Source organism: Allobosea sp. (genome assembly GCF_017308015.1).
Lineage (GTDB): Bacteria > Pseudomonadota > Alphaproteobacteria > Rhizobiales > Beijerinckiaceae > Allobosea.
On sequence record NZ_JAFKFW010000002.1, the window covers coordinates 72,717 to 87,332 of the forward strand.

Annotated in this window: 16 protein-coding genes and 1 tRNA gene; 5 read left to right on the forward strand and 12 right to left on the reverse strand. The window is 65.8% G+C overall.

The window, feature by feature from the left end:
• Window positions 1-142 precede the first annotated feature (142 nt).
• Window positions 143-220 (reverse strand) — tRNA-Pro (locus J0I42_RS00330).
• A gap of 724 nt (window positions 221-944) precedes the next feature.
• Between J0I42_RS00330 and J0I42_RS00335 the strand changes: the two genes are divergently transcribed.
• A complete protein-coding gene (locus tag J0I42_RS00335) occupies window positions 945-1,193 on the forward strand; it encodes a hypothetical protein (protein ID WP_291651647.1) in 249 nt (82 codons plus the stop codon).
• Window positions 1,194-1,507: 314 nt separating this feature from the next.
• On the opposite strand, the gene J0I42_RS00340 is transcribed toward J0I42_RS00335, so the two are convergent.
• A complete protein-coding gene (locus J0I42_RS00340; RefSeq protein WP_291651649.1) occupies window positions 1,508-2,131 on the reverse strand; it encodes an alpha/beta hydrolase in 624 nt (207 codons plus the stop codon).
• 107 nt (window positions 2,132-2,238) lie between these two features.
• On the reverse strand, window positions 2,239-3,171 hold the full coding sequence (locus tag J0I42_RS00345) for a ring-cleaving dioxygenase (RefSeq protein ID WP_291651651.1): 933 nt from the start codon (window positions 3,169-3,171) through the stop codon (window positions 2,239-2,241).
• A gap of 202 nt (window positions 3,172-3,373) precedes the next feature.
• Here J0I42_RS00345 and J0I42_RS00350 point away from each other — a divergent pair, with 202 nt between their 5' ends.
• The 3 genes from J0I42_RS00350 to J0I42_RS00360 all read left to right on the forward strand — a co-directional run bounded on the left by J0I42_RS00350 (window position 3,374) and on the right by J0I42_RS00360 (window position 5,068).
• Window positions 3,374-3,799, forward strand: a complete 426-nt coding sequence (locus J0I42_RS00350) for a DoxX family protein (RefSeq protein ID WP_291651653.1) — start codon at window positions 3,374-3,376, stop codon at window positions 3,797-3,799.
• Window positions 3,800-3,846: 47 nt separating this feature from the next.
• Entirely contained in the window at window positions 3,847-4,812 is a 966-nt protein-coding gene (locus J0I42_RS00355) for a LysR family transcriptional regulator (RefSeq protein WP_291651655.1), read from the forward strand.
• 85 nt (window positions 4,813-4,897) lie between these two features.
• A complete protein-coding gene (locus J0I42_RS00360) occupies window positions 4,898-5,068 on the forward strand; it encodes a hypothetical protein (protein WP_291651657.1) in 171 nt (56 codons plus the stop codon).
• 194 nt (window positions 5,069-5,262) lie between these two features.
• Here the strand turns inward: J0I42_RS00360 and J0I42_RS00365 are convergent, their stop codons facing one another.
• The 6 genes from J0I42_RS00365 to J0I42_RS00390 all read right to left on the reverse strand — a co-directional run bounded on the left by J0I42_RS00365 (window position 5,263) and on the right by J0I42_RS00390 (window position 9,561).
• A complete protein-coding gene (locus J0I42_RS00365) occupies window positions 5,263-5,805 on the reverse strand; it encodes a MerR family transcriptional regulator (RefSeq protein ID WP_291651660.1) in 543 nt (180 codons plus the stop codon).
• Window positions 5,802-6,116 carry an integration host factor subunit alpha gene (locus tag J0I42_RS00370; protein ID WP_291651662.1) on the reverse strand — a complete coding sequence of 105 codons (315 nt, stop codon included), beginning with the start codon at window positions 6,114-6,116 and terminating at the stop codon, window positions 5,802-5,804. The genes J0I42_RS00365 and J0I42_RS00370 overlap by 4 nt, the downstream gene beginning before the upstream one ends.
• A gap of 189 nt (window positions 6,117-6,305) precedes the next feature.
• Window positions 6,306-7,283, reverse strand: coding sequence for a beta-ketoacyl-ACP synthase III (locus J0I42_RS00375; protein WP_291651664.1), 978 nt, complete (start codon window positions 7,281-7,283; stop codon window positions 6,306-6,308).
• 12 nt (window positions 7,284-7,295) lie between these two features.
• Window positions 7,296-8,354 carry a phosphate acyltransferase PlsX gene (plsX, locus tag J0I42_RS00380; protein WP_291651666.1) on the reverse strand — a complete coding sequence of 353 codons (1,059 nt, stop codon included), beginning with the start codon at window positions 8,352-8,354 and terminating at the stop codon, window positions 7,296-7,298.
• Between the two features lie 114 nt (window positions 8,355-8,468).
• The gene (locus J0I42_RS00385; RefSeq protein ID WP_291651668.1) at window positions 8,469-9,026 is read right to left on the reverse strand and encodes a YceD family protein; all 558 of its coding nucleotides are present in this window, start codon (window positions 9,024-9,026) and stop codon (window positions 8,469-8,471) included.
• Entirely contained in the window at window positions 9,016-9,561 is a 546-nt protein-coding gene (locus tag J0I42_RS00390) for a ubiquinol-cytochrome C chaperone family protein (RefSeq protein ID WP_291651670.1), read from the reverse strand. The genes J0I42_RS00385 and J0I42_RS00390 overlap by 11 nt, the downstream gene beginning before the upstream one ends.
• Before the next feature lie 138 nt (window positions 9,562-9,699).
• Here J0I42_RS00390 and J0I42_RS00395 point away from each other — a divergent pair, with 138 nt between their 5' ends.
• Complete coding sequence (locus J0I42_RS00395; protein ID WP_291651672.1) at window positions 9,700-10,194, forward strand: outer membrane protein assembly factor BamE; 495 nt, start codon at window positions 9,700-9,702, stop codon at window positions 10,192-10,194.
• A 75-nt stretch (window positions 10,195-10,269) separates the two neighbouring features.
• Here J0I42_RS00395 and J0I42_RS00400 read toward each other — a convergent pair whose 3' ends face one another.
• The 3 genes from J0I42_RS00400 to allE all read right to left on the reverse strand — a co-directional run bounded on the left by J0I42_RS00400 (window position 10,270) and on the right by allE (window position 14,598).
• On the reverse strand, window positions 10,270-11,202 hold the full coding sequence (locus J0I42_RS00400) for a DMT family transporter (protein WP_291651674.1): 933 nt from the start codon (window positions 11,200-11,202) through the stop codon (window positions 10,270-10,272).
• Between the two features lie 225 nt (window positions 11,203-11,427).
• Window positions 11,428-13,584, reverse strand: a complete 2,157-nt coding sequence (locus tag J0I42_RS00405) for a sodium-translocating pyrophosphatase (protein ID WP_291651676.1) — start codon at window positions 13,582-13,584, stop codon at window positions 11,428-11,430.
• A 213-nt stretch (window positions 13,585-13,797) separates the two neighbouring features.
• On the reverse strand, window positions 13,798-14,598 hold the full coding sequence (allE, locus tag J0I42_RS00410) for a (S)-ureidoglycine aminohydrolase (RefSeq protein ID WP_291651677.1): 801 nt from the start codon (window positions 14,596-14,598) through the stop codon (window positions 13,798-13,800).
• Window positions 14,599-14,616 lie beyond the last annotated feature (18 nt).

Sequence of the window (14,616 nt, forward strand, 5' to 3'; positions counted from 1 at the left end):
GCAGGCTCGGCAGCGCCGCCGGAAACCCGGCGGCGAATCTATCCTCAACCTTTCCAGCTTCGCGGAACGGCGCCGAGCACGTTCCAGCCCATCATCGTTGATGGCGGGCGGGTTTCCCAAGCATTTGATTTTTTAGGATTTATGGTCGGAGCGAGAGGATTCGAACCTCCGACCCCTTGTCCCCCAGACAAGTGCGCTAACCGGGCTGCGCTACGCTCCGACGGCTCGGCTTATAGTGGCGGGGCGGCGCAGATGCAATGCGCTTCAAGATGGTCATGAACAATCTCCTCGCATGGCAACGGCTATCCGGTTCGCGCCGGAAGCGCTGAGCCAGCCCTTGTTCCGGTGATGGGGAGCCGTCCGCACGGTTTCTCCGAGTTTCACCCAAATGGGGGATGCGCCAACGCCTGAACTGCGCTCTCGTCCGAAGATCGGGTGAGGGGCTCATGCTCGATCAGGACGAACATTCCGCGACCGTGATCGGCACCACCGTGCCGCATTGGCTGCTGTCCGCAATCAACGGGGCAGCGGTACTGATCCTCCTGCTCGCGATCTGATCCGGGCGACCGGTCGGCCTTTGGACGCAGATACCCCAAATGGGGGCTGCACGAACACTTGCCTCGATACGATGATGAAAGTGCGGCTCCGGATAACTCCATCATGAAACACAAGCATCAGATGTCGCTCATTGCGCGGCGGGCCCAGATTCGTCGTGCCGCAGCCAGCCAGAAGAATATTGCTTCAGTGCGGCCGGACGGCCGCCCCGCCTTACGCTTGGTCTCGATCAATCACGAGGCCGAGAGAGCCGCAGGGACCGACCGCCGCGACCTGGTCCCGGCCGTCGAGTAGCCATTTTTCCGGATTCTGCCGCCCATATTCAGCTTGTGGTCATCTGCGATGCCCCTTCATGGCCGCGCGGCACGGAAGTTGCCGCAGCGTCAACCATGAGCACGGACGGTATCGCGTTGAAGCAGGACTGGTTCCATTGCGAGGATTGCGGCTCGCCGGGCGTCTCGATTCCGCACACGCTCAGCGATGCCAGCATCGTCGCCTGCGCCAATTGCGGATTGAGCCTGGGCTCCTGGGCCGAATATCGCCACAGGGTCGACGAGGCCCTGATGGCCGAGCAGGCCAGCAAGGCGCGCCGCGTCATCGTGGCGGACCCGGTCGGGAGCGTCCTGACCAAGGCTTAGCGGAAAGAGGCCGCTGCTCTCGTCGACCCCGTTCGTGCGCACGGATCGGAAACAACAGAAGTTGTCCACTGCCCGGCATCTCGGCCCGGCTTGCCAGACGTTACGTCAGCCTTCACGATCCCCTGACGTAGCGTCGAGCGGGAGGTCGAGGATGCGTGCCGTGTCGCGGTCGGTGGACATGCCGGTTCCGAGCCAGCGGGCGATTCTGCTGCGCGTGCTCATGCTTCTGGCCGTGACGATGGCCGTGCTGATGCCTCTCATCGACCAGTAGCGCAAGCGGCACCGCGGCGTTTTTCTCCGCGATGCCACTGCGGTCAGTGGCGGGCCAGCCAATCGCCGAGCAGGCCGATATCCGCCTGTCCCAGCCCATGCCCCGCCGGCAGCACACGGTGTTCCACGACAGCCCCGTTCTCGCCGAGTTGCCACGCCAGCCTCTCGGCACTGGCTTTCGGCACGATCGGATCGAACGCACCCGACAGGATCAGCACGGGCTTGCCGGCGAGATCGGCGCGGGGTGGCTCGGCAAAGGGCACCATCGCGCGCAAGAGTGCGGCGCCGGCAAGGATGTCGGGGCGCTGCAGCAGCAGGGCTGCCGCGATGTTCGCGCCGTTGGAGAAGCCGAGCGCGATCGGCGCCGGCAGGCCATAGCGCTCCTGCGCCCACAGCACGAACTCCGCCAGCTCGTCCGTGCGCCGCTTGAGATCAGCCTCGTCGAAGACGCCTTCGGCGAGGCGACGGAAGAAGCGTGACGCCGAGCCTTCCAGAATCTTGCCGCGCGGCGAGAGCAGGCTCGCCCCGGGCGCGACGGTATGGCCGAGCGAGAGGAGATCGCGCTCGTCGCCGCCGGTCCCGTGCAGCAGCAGCAACGGACGGCGAGCCGGCTCACTGCCAGGCTCGAAGACATGGATGAAGTCGGCAGCGACGGTCGTGGCGGTCATAATCATCTCCCTTCATCAAGCAGAACCGCCCCGCCCCTTTCGACAAGCAGGCAAGGCGTTGCGGTGTCACCCCTGCCGCTCGCCTGGACGGCGGGCGGCAGGGTTCATCAGCCGAGATCGGGCAGTACCGCCTCGATCTCCTTGCGATGCGCCTCGTACTGCGGCGGCAGCTTCAGAGCGCGGCCGAGTTCGGCGGCGGGTTCGTCGATCGCGAAGCCGGGGATGTCGGTCGCGATTTCGAACAGGACATGGCCGGGCTCACGGAAATAGACCGAACGGAAATAGTTCCGGTCACGCTGTTCCGTGGTGCGAAGGCCATGGTTCTCGACGAGACGGCGCACCATTTCCTCCTGCGCAGCGTCGTTCGCTGCCCGGAAAGCGATATGGTGGACCGAGCCCGCGCCCTGCCGGGGCGGCAGGAAACCGCCGGCGACGCGCAGGTCGATCACCCCGCCGATCGCCGTGCCCTTCGCGGCATAGCGGATCAGCGTGCCCTCACGCCCGATCTCCGTGAAACCGAAGACGTCGCTCAGGATCGCCCCCGTCGGCGCGGCCTCGGCCAGCAGCAGGCTGACGCTGTGGAAGCCACGCAGCCCGTGCTCGGCCGGAATGCCGCCCTCGGTCCAGGCCGGCTCCTTCTCGACGCCGGGCAGGCCGACGAGCGCGAGCCTCATGCCGTCCGGATCTCGGAAGCTCAGCACGGTCTCGCCGAAGCGCTTGACCGGGACCTCGTGCGGCACGCCCTGCTCGACGAAACGATGCGCCCAGAAGCCAATCGAACCTTCCGGAACCCGGAAGACCGTCTCCTGCGTCTCGCCGACGCCGAGGCGGCCGGGAGCGGCATGCTCCCACGGAAAGAAGGTCAGGATCGAGCCGGGCGCGGCAGCCGCATCACCGAAATAGAGGTGATAGGTGCCGGGATCGTCAAAATTGACGGTCTTCTTGACGAGACGCAGGCCGAGCACCCGGCTGTAGAAGTCGAGATTGCGGCGCGCCGGGCCGGAGATGGCGGTGACGTGGTGAAGGCCGTTGATCTGCATGGCTGGGTCCTCCGTGACCTGATCGTGATGGGCACTCATTCGCCCCGTTGGCCGGAAGATCGGCATGAAGGCCGCCGAGCGCCAGAGGCATTTCATTGCATTGATGCAATGTATCGAACGCCAATTGACAATTTGATTTGCGGAACAATCTCCCCGACCTTCTGGGCCGAGGCCAACCGGTCCCGTTTCAGGAGACATCGCCATGATCGACAATCGCTTCGCGCCTTACGGCGCTCTCGGCCTGCGCATCGCGCTCGGCCTGATGTTCATCGCCCATGCCTATCTCAAGCTCGTGATCTTCACGCCGGCCGGCTTCACCGGCTTCCTCGGACAGGTCGGGCTGCCCGGCTTCCTCGCCTGGCCGATCATGCTGGCCGAACTCATCGGCGGCATCGCCATCCTCGTGGGCTTCCACGGCCGCCTGGTCTCGCTGGCGCTGATCCCGATCCTGCTCGGTGCGCTCTCCGTCCACGCCGGCAACGGCTGGGTGTTCAATGCGCCGAACGGCGGCTGGGAATATCCGGCCTTCCTCGCTTTGACCGCCTTCGCGCATGTCCTGATCGGCGACGGCGCGCTTGCCGTCATCGGCTCGCGCTCCCCGGCCGCCACCAAGCCGGCCCTGGCGTGACGCGAACCCGCCTTGAAGGGGCACGCGCCTTGGCCGAGAGTGAGCGGATGAATCAAGCCGCGAAGCCATTGGCCTGGGACGATTTCCGCCTGATCAAGGCGATCGCCGACAAACGAGCGCTGCCGGCGGCAGCGGCGGCGCTCGGCGTCAATCACTCCACGGTTTTCCGGCGCCTCGGCCAGATCGAGGAGACGCTCGGCACCCGCCTGTTCGAGCGCCATCGCAGCGGCTATGTCGCGACGCCGGCCGGCGAGGAGATGATCCAGCTCGCCGCCCGCGTCGACGACGACATCACTGCCTTCGCCCGCAAGCTCGCCGGACAGGAGATCAAGCCAGCCGGTGAGTTGCGGGTGGCCACAAACGACTCCCTGCTGGTCGACCTGCTGACGCCGCTCTTCGCCCGCTTCCTCGGGCAATGTCCCGATATCCGGCTCGATGTCCTGATCGGCAACCAGGCCGCCAACCTTTCAAAGCGCGATGCCGATGTCGCGATCCGGGCCACCGACAATCCGCCGGAGACGCTGGTCGGCCGCAAGGCCGCCCGGATCGCCTGGGCGCTCTACGGGCGCGCCGACGATTTTCCGGAAGCGGAGCTGCCTTCGCACGAGAGCCTGTGGGAGCATCGCTGGGTCTCGCTCGGCGACCAATTCACCATGCTGAGCGCGGTGCGTTATCTCGCGCGCCATGTCGCCCCGGAGCGTGTCATCTACCGGCTCAACACCGTTCTCGGCCTCGCCGAAGCCGTCGAGGCCGGGATCGGCGTCGGTTTCCTGCCCTGCTTCATCGGAGACACGCGGCCGGCCCTGCGACGTCTGGCCGAGCCGAACCCCGACCTTGCCGCCGATCTCTGGCTGCTGACCCATCCGGACATGCGCCATACGCCGCGGGTCCGGCTTTTCCTCGATTTCCTGGCGGTCGAGCTCGGGCGGTTGAAGCCGCTGGTCGAAGGTGATCGACCGCTCGGCGGCGATTTGAGGCCGCGGGGCCCATCGTCGGAAACGCTCCGGCCGTGACTCCCGACGGGCCGCCATCTCCGGAGAGCCTCGCGAGCCCGGCCGGCGATTGCAGCGCAACCCGAGTGCAGGCTAGGTTCGCGTCATGGAGATCGTCATCCCCCTGATCATCGGCCTCAGCCTGATCTGGCTCATCGGCCGCGGCGTACCCTGGAACGCCAAACTCAGGACCATACTGGTCACGCTCGCCGTCGTCGTGCTGATCGTGCTGCTGGAGCGCGGTGGCTATTGGCCCGAATCCTGGCGGCGCAGCTAAAGTCGAACCGTCAGGCTGAGGCCAGTTCGAGCCCGACGATGCCGACGACGAACAGATAGAGCCAAGCCATGCCGGCGCCCCGGAATGCGACGTGGCAGTACGCGCCGGAAACAGGACGTGTTGCCCTGGTCTGTAAAGCCAGGGCTGGGGCGCGCGAGCAACCGACGCCGCGCCTGCACGGGAGCAAGCCGGGGTCAGGCGGCGTCAGGAGTCGGCTGCAAAGCCTGTTCGAGGATGCGCCGGCATTCACCGAGCTCCTTCATCACCGCCGTCAGGATCGAGATGTCGTCGAGGCCTTCGGGAACGGGCTGCCGGGAAGGCTGCGGCCGCCCGGCCGCGCCTTCGGCGAAATCGTCCGATACCGCCGCGGGGATGCCCGGCCCAGCCGCCGGAGCGGCAGCACCGCTCATGGCGCCGATCGGCGCGCCGCGGCCGATCGCCTGGACATGGCGCGGCCCCTGCTCTTTCAGGATGCGCTGGAGACCCTTGATCGTATAGCCTTCGCCGTAGAGCAGGCGCCGGATGCCCTTGAGCAGGGCGACGTCGTCAGGCCGGTAGTAGCGGCGTCCGCCACCGCGCTTCAGCGGCTTGATCTGGTTGAAGCGGGTTTCCCAGAAGCGCAGCACGTGCTGGGGTATGTCGAGGTCTTCGGCGACCTCGCTGATGGTCCGGAAGGCATCTGGGCTCTTGGTGTCCAATTCGGCCTCGCTATCGCCGGCGTGGAACTCCAGATTCACTCAGTCTCACCCTCATCCGTCTGCCCGTTGATGCGGGCCTTCATCACGTTCGAAGGCTTGAACACCATCACGCGACGCGGCTCGATGGGCACCTCAACGCCAGTTTTCGGATTACGCCCGATTCGCTCGCCCTTGTCTCGCACGACGAATGAGCCGAACGAGGAGAGCTTCACATTCTCGCCGCGTGCGACCGCATCGCAGATCTCGTCGAGCACTGCTTCGACGAGCTTCGACGACTCCGTCCGCGACAAGCCGATTTTCTGGTAGACAGCCTCGCACAGGTCCGCACGAGTGACCGTTTGCCCCGCCATTCATATCCTCCAAGGCGTATTGCGGGCAGCGGCGGCAACCGCCGGCCCTTCGCCATTACGGACGGCGGACGCTAGGCGCCCCCGTCGCGCGGGTCAATCCTCAAGCACCGCGATTGTGCCGGCTTAAGCCAGATTCGACCCGAAATGGCGATGATTCATGACAATTTTCGCGAATTACCTGCCGCGACGTCACCAGCGGATCAAGGCCGAACCCCAGGTGAAGCCGCCGCCCATCGCCTCGACCAGGACGAGCTGCCCGGGCTTGATACGACCATCGGCATGAGCCTCGGCCAGGGCGAGCGGGATGGAAGCCGCGGAAGTGTTGCCGTGACGATCGACCGTGACGACGACGCGATCATGGCTGATGCCGAGCTTATCGGCGGTGGCGTCGATGATGCGCCGATTGGCCTGATGCGGCACGAACCAGTCGATATCGGAGCCGGACAGGCCGGTCTGCTCGAAGGTGTGGCGCACCGTATCGGCAAGGTTGGTGACGGCATGGCGGAAGACCTCCTTGCCCTCCATGCGCAGGAACCCGACCGTCTTGGTCGAGCCGGCGCCGCCATCGACATAGAGCTTGTCCTTGTAGCGGCCATCCGAGCGGATATGCGTGGTGAGGATGCCGCGATCGGCCAGCGTCCCCTCGCCCGGCACGGCCTTCAGCACCACGGCGCCGGCGCCGTCGCCGAACAGCACGCAGGTGGCGCGGTCCTCCCAATCGAGAATGCGCGAGAAAGTTTCGGCGCCGATCACCAGGGCGGCACGGGCGCTTCCGGTGGTCAGGAACTTGTCGGCCGTCGCCAGCGCGAAGACGAAGCCGGAGCAGACCGCCTGCACGTCGAAGGCCGCGCCGCCAGTGATGCCGAGCGCCGCCTGGATCTGCGTCGCGGTCGCTGGAAAGGTGTGATCCGGCGTCGCCGTCGCGACGATGATCAGATCGATCTCCGATGGGTCGATGCCGGCATCCGTGATCGCCGCCTGCGCCGCCTTGAGCCCGACGATGGATGTCGGTTCGTCATCGGCCGCGACATGGCGCTGGCGGATGCCCGTGCGCTGGACGATCCACTCGTCACTGGTATCCACGCGCGCCGCCAGCTCGGCATTGGTGACGATGCGCGCGGGCAGATAGGAGCCGCAGCCGACGACTTGAGAGCGCAGGATGGACAAGGAGCTTGTTCCTTACTCGGTCTCGGCGGGCTGCGCGGCCGTCAGCTCCGGGCGCGTGCTCGCGGCGACCATCTCGCGGACCTTCGCCATCAGGTCCTCGCGTGCCATTTCATAGCCGAGTTCGGCGGCGCTGGCGAAGCCGATCGCATCCGTGCCGCCATGGCTCTTGACGACGATGCCCTCCAGACCGAGGAACACGCCGCCATTCGACTTGCGCGGATCGAGCTTGTCCTTCAGCGCCGCGAAGGCACCGCGGGCAAAGAGATAGCCGATTTTCGACATCAGCGAACGGCCCATCGCGGCGCGCAGATATTCGGCGATCTGCTTGGCGGTGCCTTCGGCGGTTTTGAGCGCGATATTGCCGGTGAAGCCCTCGGTCACCACGACGTCGACCGTGCCCTTGCCGAGATCATCGCCCTCGACGAAGCCGTGATAGGCCAGATGCGGCAGGTTGCTCTCGCGCAGAATGCGGCCGGCTTCCTTGACTGCCTCGACGCCCTTGATCTCCTCGACGCCGACATTGAGCAGGCCGACCGTCGGCCGGTCGAGATCGAGCACGACGCGGGCCATGGCGGCGCCCATCACCGCGAGATCGACGAGATGGCGCGCATCCGCGCCGATGGTGGCACCGAGATCGAGCACGATGCTCTCGCCGCGGGCCGTCGGCCACAGGCCGGCGAGCGCCGGCCGGTCGACCTGCGGCATCGATTTCAGGCAGAATTTCGACATCGCCATCAGCGCGCCGGTATTGCCGGCCGAGACGGTGACATCCGCTTCCCCGGTCTTGGTCGCGTCGATGGCGCGCCACATCGAGGATTTGTAGCGGCCGTAGCGCAAGGCTTGGCTCGGCTTGTCGTCCATCTTCACCGAGACTTCGGTGTGGTGAAAGGTGGTGACGGCCTTGAGCTTCGGGTGCTGGTCGATCAGCGGCAGCACCTGCTTCTCGTCGCCGAAGATCACGAAGCGGGCGTCCGGGCGACGCTCGAGCATCAGGGCTGCGCCGGGAATGACGACGGAAGGGCCGTGGTCCCCGCCCATCGCATCGAGCGCGATTGTAACCGGTCTTGTCATGGAGTTCTGGCGTATCCCGGAAATGGCCGACCTTCGATCCGGGACGGCTTGGTGCCGGCCGGACAATAGCGGTTTGAGCCTTCGCCGCAAGCTGCGCAAGGGCCGGAATGCGGTTCAGTCACCGCGTTTCAATTTTGCTAGGGCCGCGAAGGGCGATTCCATGCCGGTGTCACCCGCCGACGACTCGAAACTGGCGCCGGGCTTGCGCGGATAGGGATCGAGCGCCAAAGCCAGGAACTCCAGTGTGACGCCGCCGAGATCGATCACCCCGTCGATGACGGGCTCGGGCGGGTCGTCCTCGTTCAGCCGCACCTCGATATCGATCTCGACATCGTCCCGGTCGTTGCGCCGCGCGAAGGCAGCGACCTCATCCTCGGGGGCGAAGTCGAGCTGGACGGGTACGTCGAGCCGCACCGGGAACGGATCGAGCGTCACGATGCAGGCCTGGTGAAGCCGCGCTGCGATTCTGCCGTCGAGCTTCACGCGCTCGCCATTGCGCGTCAGCGTGTAACGCGCTTCCAGCGCTTCGATGGAGACGAGGCCGAGCAGCGCGGCGATGGCGGGCAACTGCTCCGTGCCGGCCACGACCACGACCTCGGTGCCGCGCGGGCGGATCGCCTCGACGCGGATCGGGTGCCTCAGCGGCGGAGCCGGCAGGTGATCATGCGTCATGAGCGGCCTCCGGGACCGAGAGGGCCGGGAAGAGGCCTTCCCGGTTCAAGATGCCGTCGAGATCGGCAGAGGCGAGTCGCTCCTGCGCAGCTCGCATATAGGCAGCGAGCGACGGCGCGGCCGCAGGCGCGCAGGCATTGCGCCCCAGAGCCTCGGCGAGAGCCTCCAGGCCGGGAGCCGCCAATGCGGCTTCATAGGCCTGCACGCGGCCGTAGAACATCTGGCCGATCTTCTTCATCTTCTTGGGTACGGCGATATCGCTGACACCACCGTTGCGGAAACCGAGTTCGAGATAGGCGAAACAGGCATCGATGAATTCCTGCGCCAGTTCGGCCGCGGGCGACGGCAAGTCGCGCAAGCGCCGCAGCACCAGGAAAACATGCAATGTCAGCGATTCGAAGCGGCCCTCGAAGCTGTCGGGAATGCCGCCCTCGATGTAGAGCGCTGGCAGGCGCGAGGCTTCGGCGACCCGCGCGAACAGCGTGTCCACAGGGGAGCGCTGATTGGCGCGCTTGCCGAACAACCCGAAAATCACCTGTCTGCTCCCGCCCGCTGTCGCCCCGGGGCGTCCTCGCCTTGCCAAAGCCATCCTCGGGCGTTACGCCAACCCTTACCCTTTTGACAAGCGGCTTGGGATCGTCCCGACCGTGCTCGCCTTTCGGATCGTGCCCGCATGACCCAGATCACCCGCCGCACGGCTCTGCTCGGAGCCCTTGCGACCACCTCCCTTGCGCTGGCCGGCTGCGGCCCCGATGCAGGGGGCTTCGTCCTGCCGACCTCCACCGGCATCAACGAGGAATTCAAGCGCGGCTTCGTGATGGACGACGCGCTGATCGCGCAGGTCAGGGTCGGCATGGACGTACAGGCGGTGCTGACGACACTCGGCACGCCCTCGACAACCTCGACGGTCGGCAACCGCACCTTCTACTATATCAGCCAGACGATGCGCCGCCGGTTCCAGTTCCAGGATCCAACGATCATCGACCAGCAGGTGCTGGTGATTTATTTCAACAAGAGCTTCAAGGTCGAGCGCATCGCCCATTACGGCCTGCAGGACGGCGTGATCTTCGACTTCATCAGCCGCACGACCCCGACGGGCGGCGAAGAACAGAGCTTCCTGCGCAACCTGTTCAAGGGCGTCACCAAGTTCAACCCGCTTGGCTCCTGAGCGGAACGCCTTTCAAACGATCGCTGAAAGGCCCGCGGCACCCGCCGCGGGCTTTTTTCTGTTCGACACTGTCGCTTATGGTCGGGCCGTCGCTCCCCGCGCGCGCAGCGGCAATGTCATGGCCATGACCCCGGCGAGCACGAGGCCCAGCCCGGCCCACGCGGTCGGCGCCAGCGCCTCCCCCAGAAAGGTCATACCGATCAGCACGCCTGTCGGAACACGCAGATACGCGACCGAGGTCGTCGCGACCGGGCCCAGCCGCGCGATCAGCCGGAAATAGATCACAAAGGCCAGCGCGGTCGAGACAAGCGACAAGGCGATCAGCGCCTGGATCGACTGGACCGAGGGTGACAGGGCCCACGGCCGGTCCAGCAACAGGCTGAGCGGCAGCAGGACGAACGCCCCGCAGAGCAGCGAACCCACTGCCGGCATGATCGGATCGAACCCTTTGAAGCTGCGCCCGAACAGCGCCGCCCCGCCATAGCAGACGCTGGCCGCGACCAGCGCAAGCTGCGCCCAGAGCTGCTCGCCGAAGCCCGCCATCGCCTGCGTTCCAACGATCAGGATGGTCCCGGCAATGCCTGCCGCGATGCCGGCGAGGCGCAGGCCCGGCAGGCGCTCGACGGAAGCCGAAAGGCAGGACAGCAGGACGACGAAGATCGGGCTGGTCGAGCTCAGGATCGTCGCCAGCCCGGCATCGACGCTGCGCTCGGCCCAGGCGATCAGGGTGAAGGGCACGACGCTGTTGAGGCAGGCCTGGATCAGGAACTGCCGCCATGTCGCGAGATCGCGTGGCAGGCGCAGGCCGCGCCAGCGGATAACGACGAGCAGGACAAGGCCGGCGATCAGCGTTCGCGCGGCGATCAGGGTCAGCGGCGGGATCGTCTCCACGCCGATTTTGATGAAGGTGTAGGAGCCGCCCCAGAGCCCAGCCAGTACCAGCAGGAGCGTGAGTTCCACGGCGCGGTTGGGCGTGGCGGTGGATTGATCGAACGTTCGGGTGGACATGATTCCTCCAGAGATTGGCGGGACCATGCCAGCGCGGCATCACCGGCGCATGCGGGAACGCTACGGACCCGGCCGTAGCTTCCCAGTTTGATTCAACGACTTGCCTGATCGATTCAAGCGAGGCTCGGAAGCCTTTGTCACCAAGGCCCTTTCACCCGGCTCCCTCCCATTGAAAAGACCCGCGGCTTTCGCCGCGGGTCCGGAATACACTGTCGATATCTGCGATCAGGAATGCGCCAGGATCGCCAGGAGCAACAGGGCGATGATGTTGGTGATCTTGATCGCGGGGTTCACGGCGGGACCCGCCGTGTCCTTGTAGGGGTCGCCGACGGTATCGCCGGTCACCGAGGCCTTGTGCGCCTCGGAGCCCTTGAGGTGACGCACGCCGTCCTTGTCGACGAAGCCGTCCTCGAAGCTCTTCTTGGCGTTGTCCCAGGCGCCGCCGCCCGAGGTCATCGAGATCGCGACGAAGATGCCCGTGACGATCACACCCATCAGCATGGCGCCGACGGCCGCGAAGGCGTTGTTCTTGCCGGCGATCCAGTAGATCACGAAATAGGTCACGATCGGCGCCAGCACCGGCAGGAGCGAAGGCACGACCATTTCCTTGATCGCGGCACGAGTCAGCATGTCGACGGCACGGCCGTAATCGGGCCGGTCCTTGCCTTCCATGATGCCGGGCTTCTCGCGGAACTGCCGGCGCACTTCCTCGACGACGGAGCCCGCCGCGCGCCCGACCGCCGTCATGCCCATGCCGCCGAAGAGGAAGGGGATGAGGCCGCCGAGCAGCAGGCCGACGACGACATAGGGGTTGGACAGCGAGAAATCGACCGTCACGCCCTTGAAGTACTGGAAAGCCGTCGAACCGGCTTTGTTGGCTTCGGAGATGAAGAAGTTCAGGTCCGAAGTATAGGCAGCGAAGAGCACCAGCGCGCCGAGACCGGCCGAGCCGATCGCGTAGCCCTTGGTCACCGCCTTGGTGGTGTTGCCGACGGCGTCGAGCGCATCGGTGGAGTGGCGGACTTCCTTGGGCAGGCCCGCCATTTCGGCGATGCCGCCGGCATTGTCAGTGACCGGACCGAAGGCATCGAGCGCCACGACGACGCCGGCCAGCGCCAGCATGGCCGTGGTGGCAATGGCGATGCCGAAGAGGCCGGCGAGGCTGTAGGTGACGATGATGCCGGCAATGATGACGATGGTCGGCAGCGCCGTCGATTCCAGCGATACCGCGAGGCCCTGGATGACGTTGGTGCCGTGGCCGGTCACCGAGGCCTGGGCGATCGAGACCACCGGGCGCTTGCCCGTGCCAGTGTAGTACTCGGTGATGATGACGATGCAGAGCGTGACGGCAAGGCCGACCAGCGCGCAGCCGAAGAGCGCGCCCGAGGTGAAGCTGACGCCCTGTGCCGTCTTGAAGGCGGCCGAGAAGCCGCCGAACATCACGTAGTTCACGGCGGCGATCGCGCCGACCGAGAGAACGCCGGCCGCGATGAAGCCCTTGTAGAGCGCGCCCATGATCGACTGGTTGGCGCCGAGCTTCACGAAGAAGGTGCCGATGATCGAGGTCACGATACAGGCCGCGCCGATCGCCATCGGGTAGAGCATCATCGTCCCGAGCACCGGCTGGCCGGCGAAGAAGATCGCCGCGAGCACCATGGTCGCGACCAGCGTCACCGCATAGGTCTCGAACAGGTCGGCGGCCATGCCGGCGCAGTCGCCCACGTTGTCGCCCACGTTGTCGGCGATGGTCGCCGGGTTGCGCGGATCGTCCTCGGGAATGCCGGCCTCGACCTTGCCGACGAGGTCAGCGCCGACATCGGCGCCCTTGGTGAAGATGCCGCCGCCGAGACGGGCGAAAATCGAGATCAGCGAAGCGCCGAAGCCGAGCGCCACCAGCGAATCGATCACCGTGCGGCTGGAAGCCTCGAAGCCGAGGAAGGAGGTCAGGACGCCGTAATAAACGGCGACGCCGAGCAGCGCGAGGCCGGCGACGAGCATGCCGGTGACGGCGCCCGCCTTGAAGGCGACGTCGAGCCCCTCGCCCAGCGACTGCATCGCGGCCTGGGCGGTGCGAACATTGGCGCGCACAGAGACGTTCATGCCGATGAAGCCGGCGACGCCCGAGAGCACCGCGCCAATCAGGAAGCCGATCGCCACCCATTTGCCGAGCAGCCAGGCGAGCGCGACGAAAAGCACGACGCCGACCATCGAAATGGTCATGTACTGGCGCTTGAGATAGGCCTGCGCGCCTTCGGCGACCGCACCGGAAATCTCCTGCATGCGCTGGTTGCCGGCATCGCGCTTCATCACATCGCCATAGGCCCAGACGCCGTAGGCTATGGAAAGCGCACTCAATATGATGATGAGAAGCAGAGCTGACATTCGATTTCCTGACCCTAGAGCTTGCAGTCGGCGGGAGCGCTGTCGCTCCTCATTTTTGCAGCATTGGACGTCAGGCAGCGAAAAAACGGGCCCTAAGACTAAAAGGCCCGCCTCGCGTCGCCAGTGTCAGGCGAATTTGTGGCAAGTTTCCGCGAGGAGCGCAAACGCCCCGGCTTACAAATTTCGTCGAATGTCAGGCGGATCGGCGAAAGCTCACAGAGCAAGGTCGCGATTGACGTTCTTGTAGAGCAGGTAACAGGCGTCGCCGTAGCCCGTCGGATAGAACTGCTGCGGGCAAAAACCGCCCATCCAGATGAAATCCCGCTCCCAGATCTCGTGCCAGTCGGCACCGAGCAGATAGAGCCCCTGCCCTTCCAGCATGTAGAGGCCGTGCTCCATCACATGAGTCTCGACCGCCGGGAAGCAGACGCCCGGCTTGAACCACATCAGGTTCATCTCGAAATCGAAGCGCATGTCGCCATAGGGCAGCAGGAACTGGAAGCCCCGTCCTTCCATGCCCGTGTGATTCGTGATCGGCACCGCGTCCTGATGGGAGACGATCGGCTCCGGCATGGCGAGCCCCGGTGCGGCCTCGTAGCGCTTGCGCAAGGCGAGCACGCGAATGCCCTCCACCGATTCGTTGTGCAAGGTGAAGGCGGTCGCCGGCGGCAGATAGGCGAAGCCGCCGGGCGTGAGCGTTTGCGCCGCGCCGCCCGCGACCGCGATCCGCGCCTCCCCAGAGAGGACGTAGAAGAAATGCTGGATGCCGTCCTCGCTGAAGGCGGCTGGCGTGCCGCCGCCGGGGGCGATCTCGAGGATATATTGGGCGAAGGCCGCGCCCATGACCGGCCCGGTGAGGACGCGCACGATCGTATCGCGGTATTGCGGCAGGCGGCTGACCAGCACGCCCTCCGGTGGCATGAAGGCATAGTTGGATTTGATGACACCGCGGTTATGCCCGATGGCGCCGGGCGGAACATGGCCGGTCGCGGGCGGGAAGGCGCGGTTGTTCATGCGTTTGCTCCAATCAGG

Bases quoted from the DNA above. Each gene is read 5' to 3' on its own strand.
- J0I42_RS00335 (WP_291651647.1), top strand. From the start codon at position 945: ATGAGCACGGACGGTATCGCGTTGAAGCAGGACTGGTTCCATTGCGAG.
- J0I42_RS00340 (WP_291651649.1), bottom strand. From the start codon at position 2,131: ATGACCGCCACGACCGTCGCTGCCGACTTCATCCATGTCTTCGAGCCT.
- J0I42_RS00345 (WP_291651651.1), bottom strand. From the start codon at position 3,171: ATGCAGATCAACGGCCTTCACCACGTCACCGCCATCTCCGGCCCGGCG.
- J0I42_RS00350 (WP_291651653.1), top strand. From the start codon at position 3,374: ATGATCGACAATCGCTTCGCGCCTTACGGCGCTCTCGGCCTGCGCATC.
- J0I42_RS00355 (WP_291651655.1), top strand. From the start codon at position 3,847: ATGAATCAAGCCGCGAAGCCATTGGCCTGGGACGATTTCCGCCTGATC.
- J0I42_RS00360 (WP_291651657.1), top strand. From the start codon at position 4,898: ATGGAGATCGTCATCCCCCTGATCATCGGCCTCAGCCTGATCTGGCTC.
- J0I42_RS00370 (WP_291651662.1), bottom strand. From the start codon at position 6,116: ATGGCGGGGCAAACGGTCACTCGTGCGGACCTGTGCGAGGCTGTCTAC.
- plsX (WP_291651666.1), bottom strand. From the start codon at position 8,354: ATGACAAGACCGGTTACAATCGCGCTCGATGCGATGGGCGGGGACCAC.
- J0I42_RS00385 (WP_291651668.1), bottom strand. From the start codon at position 9,026: ATGACGCATGATCACCTGCCGGCTCCGCCGCTGAGGCACCCGATCCGC.
- J0I42_RS00395 (WP_291651672.1), top strand. From the start codon at position 9,700: ATGACCCAGATCACCCGCCGCACGGCTCTGCTCGGAGCCCTTGCGACC.
- J0I42_RS00400 (WP_291651674.1), bottom strand. From the start codon at position 11,202: ATGTCCACCCGAACGTTCGATCAATCCACCGCCACGCCCAACCGCGCC.
- J0I42_RS00405 (WP_291651676.1), bottom strand. From the start codon at position 13,584: ATGTCAGCTCTGCTTCTCATCATCATATTGAGTGCGCTTTCCATAGCC.
- allE (WP_291651677.1), bottom strand. From the start codon at position 14,598: ATGAACAACCGCGCCTTCCCGCCCGCGACCGGCCATGTTCCGCCCGGC.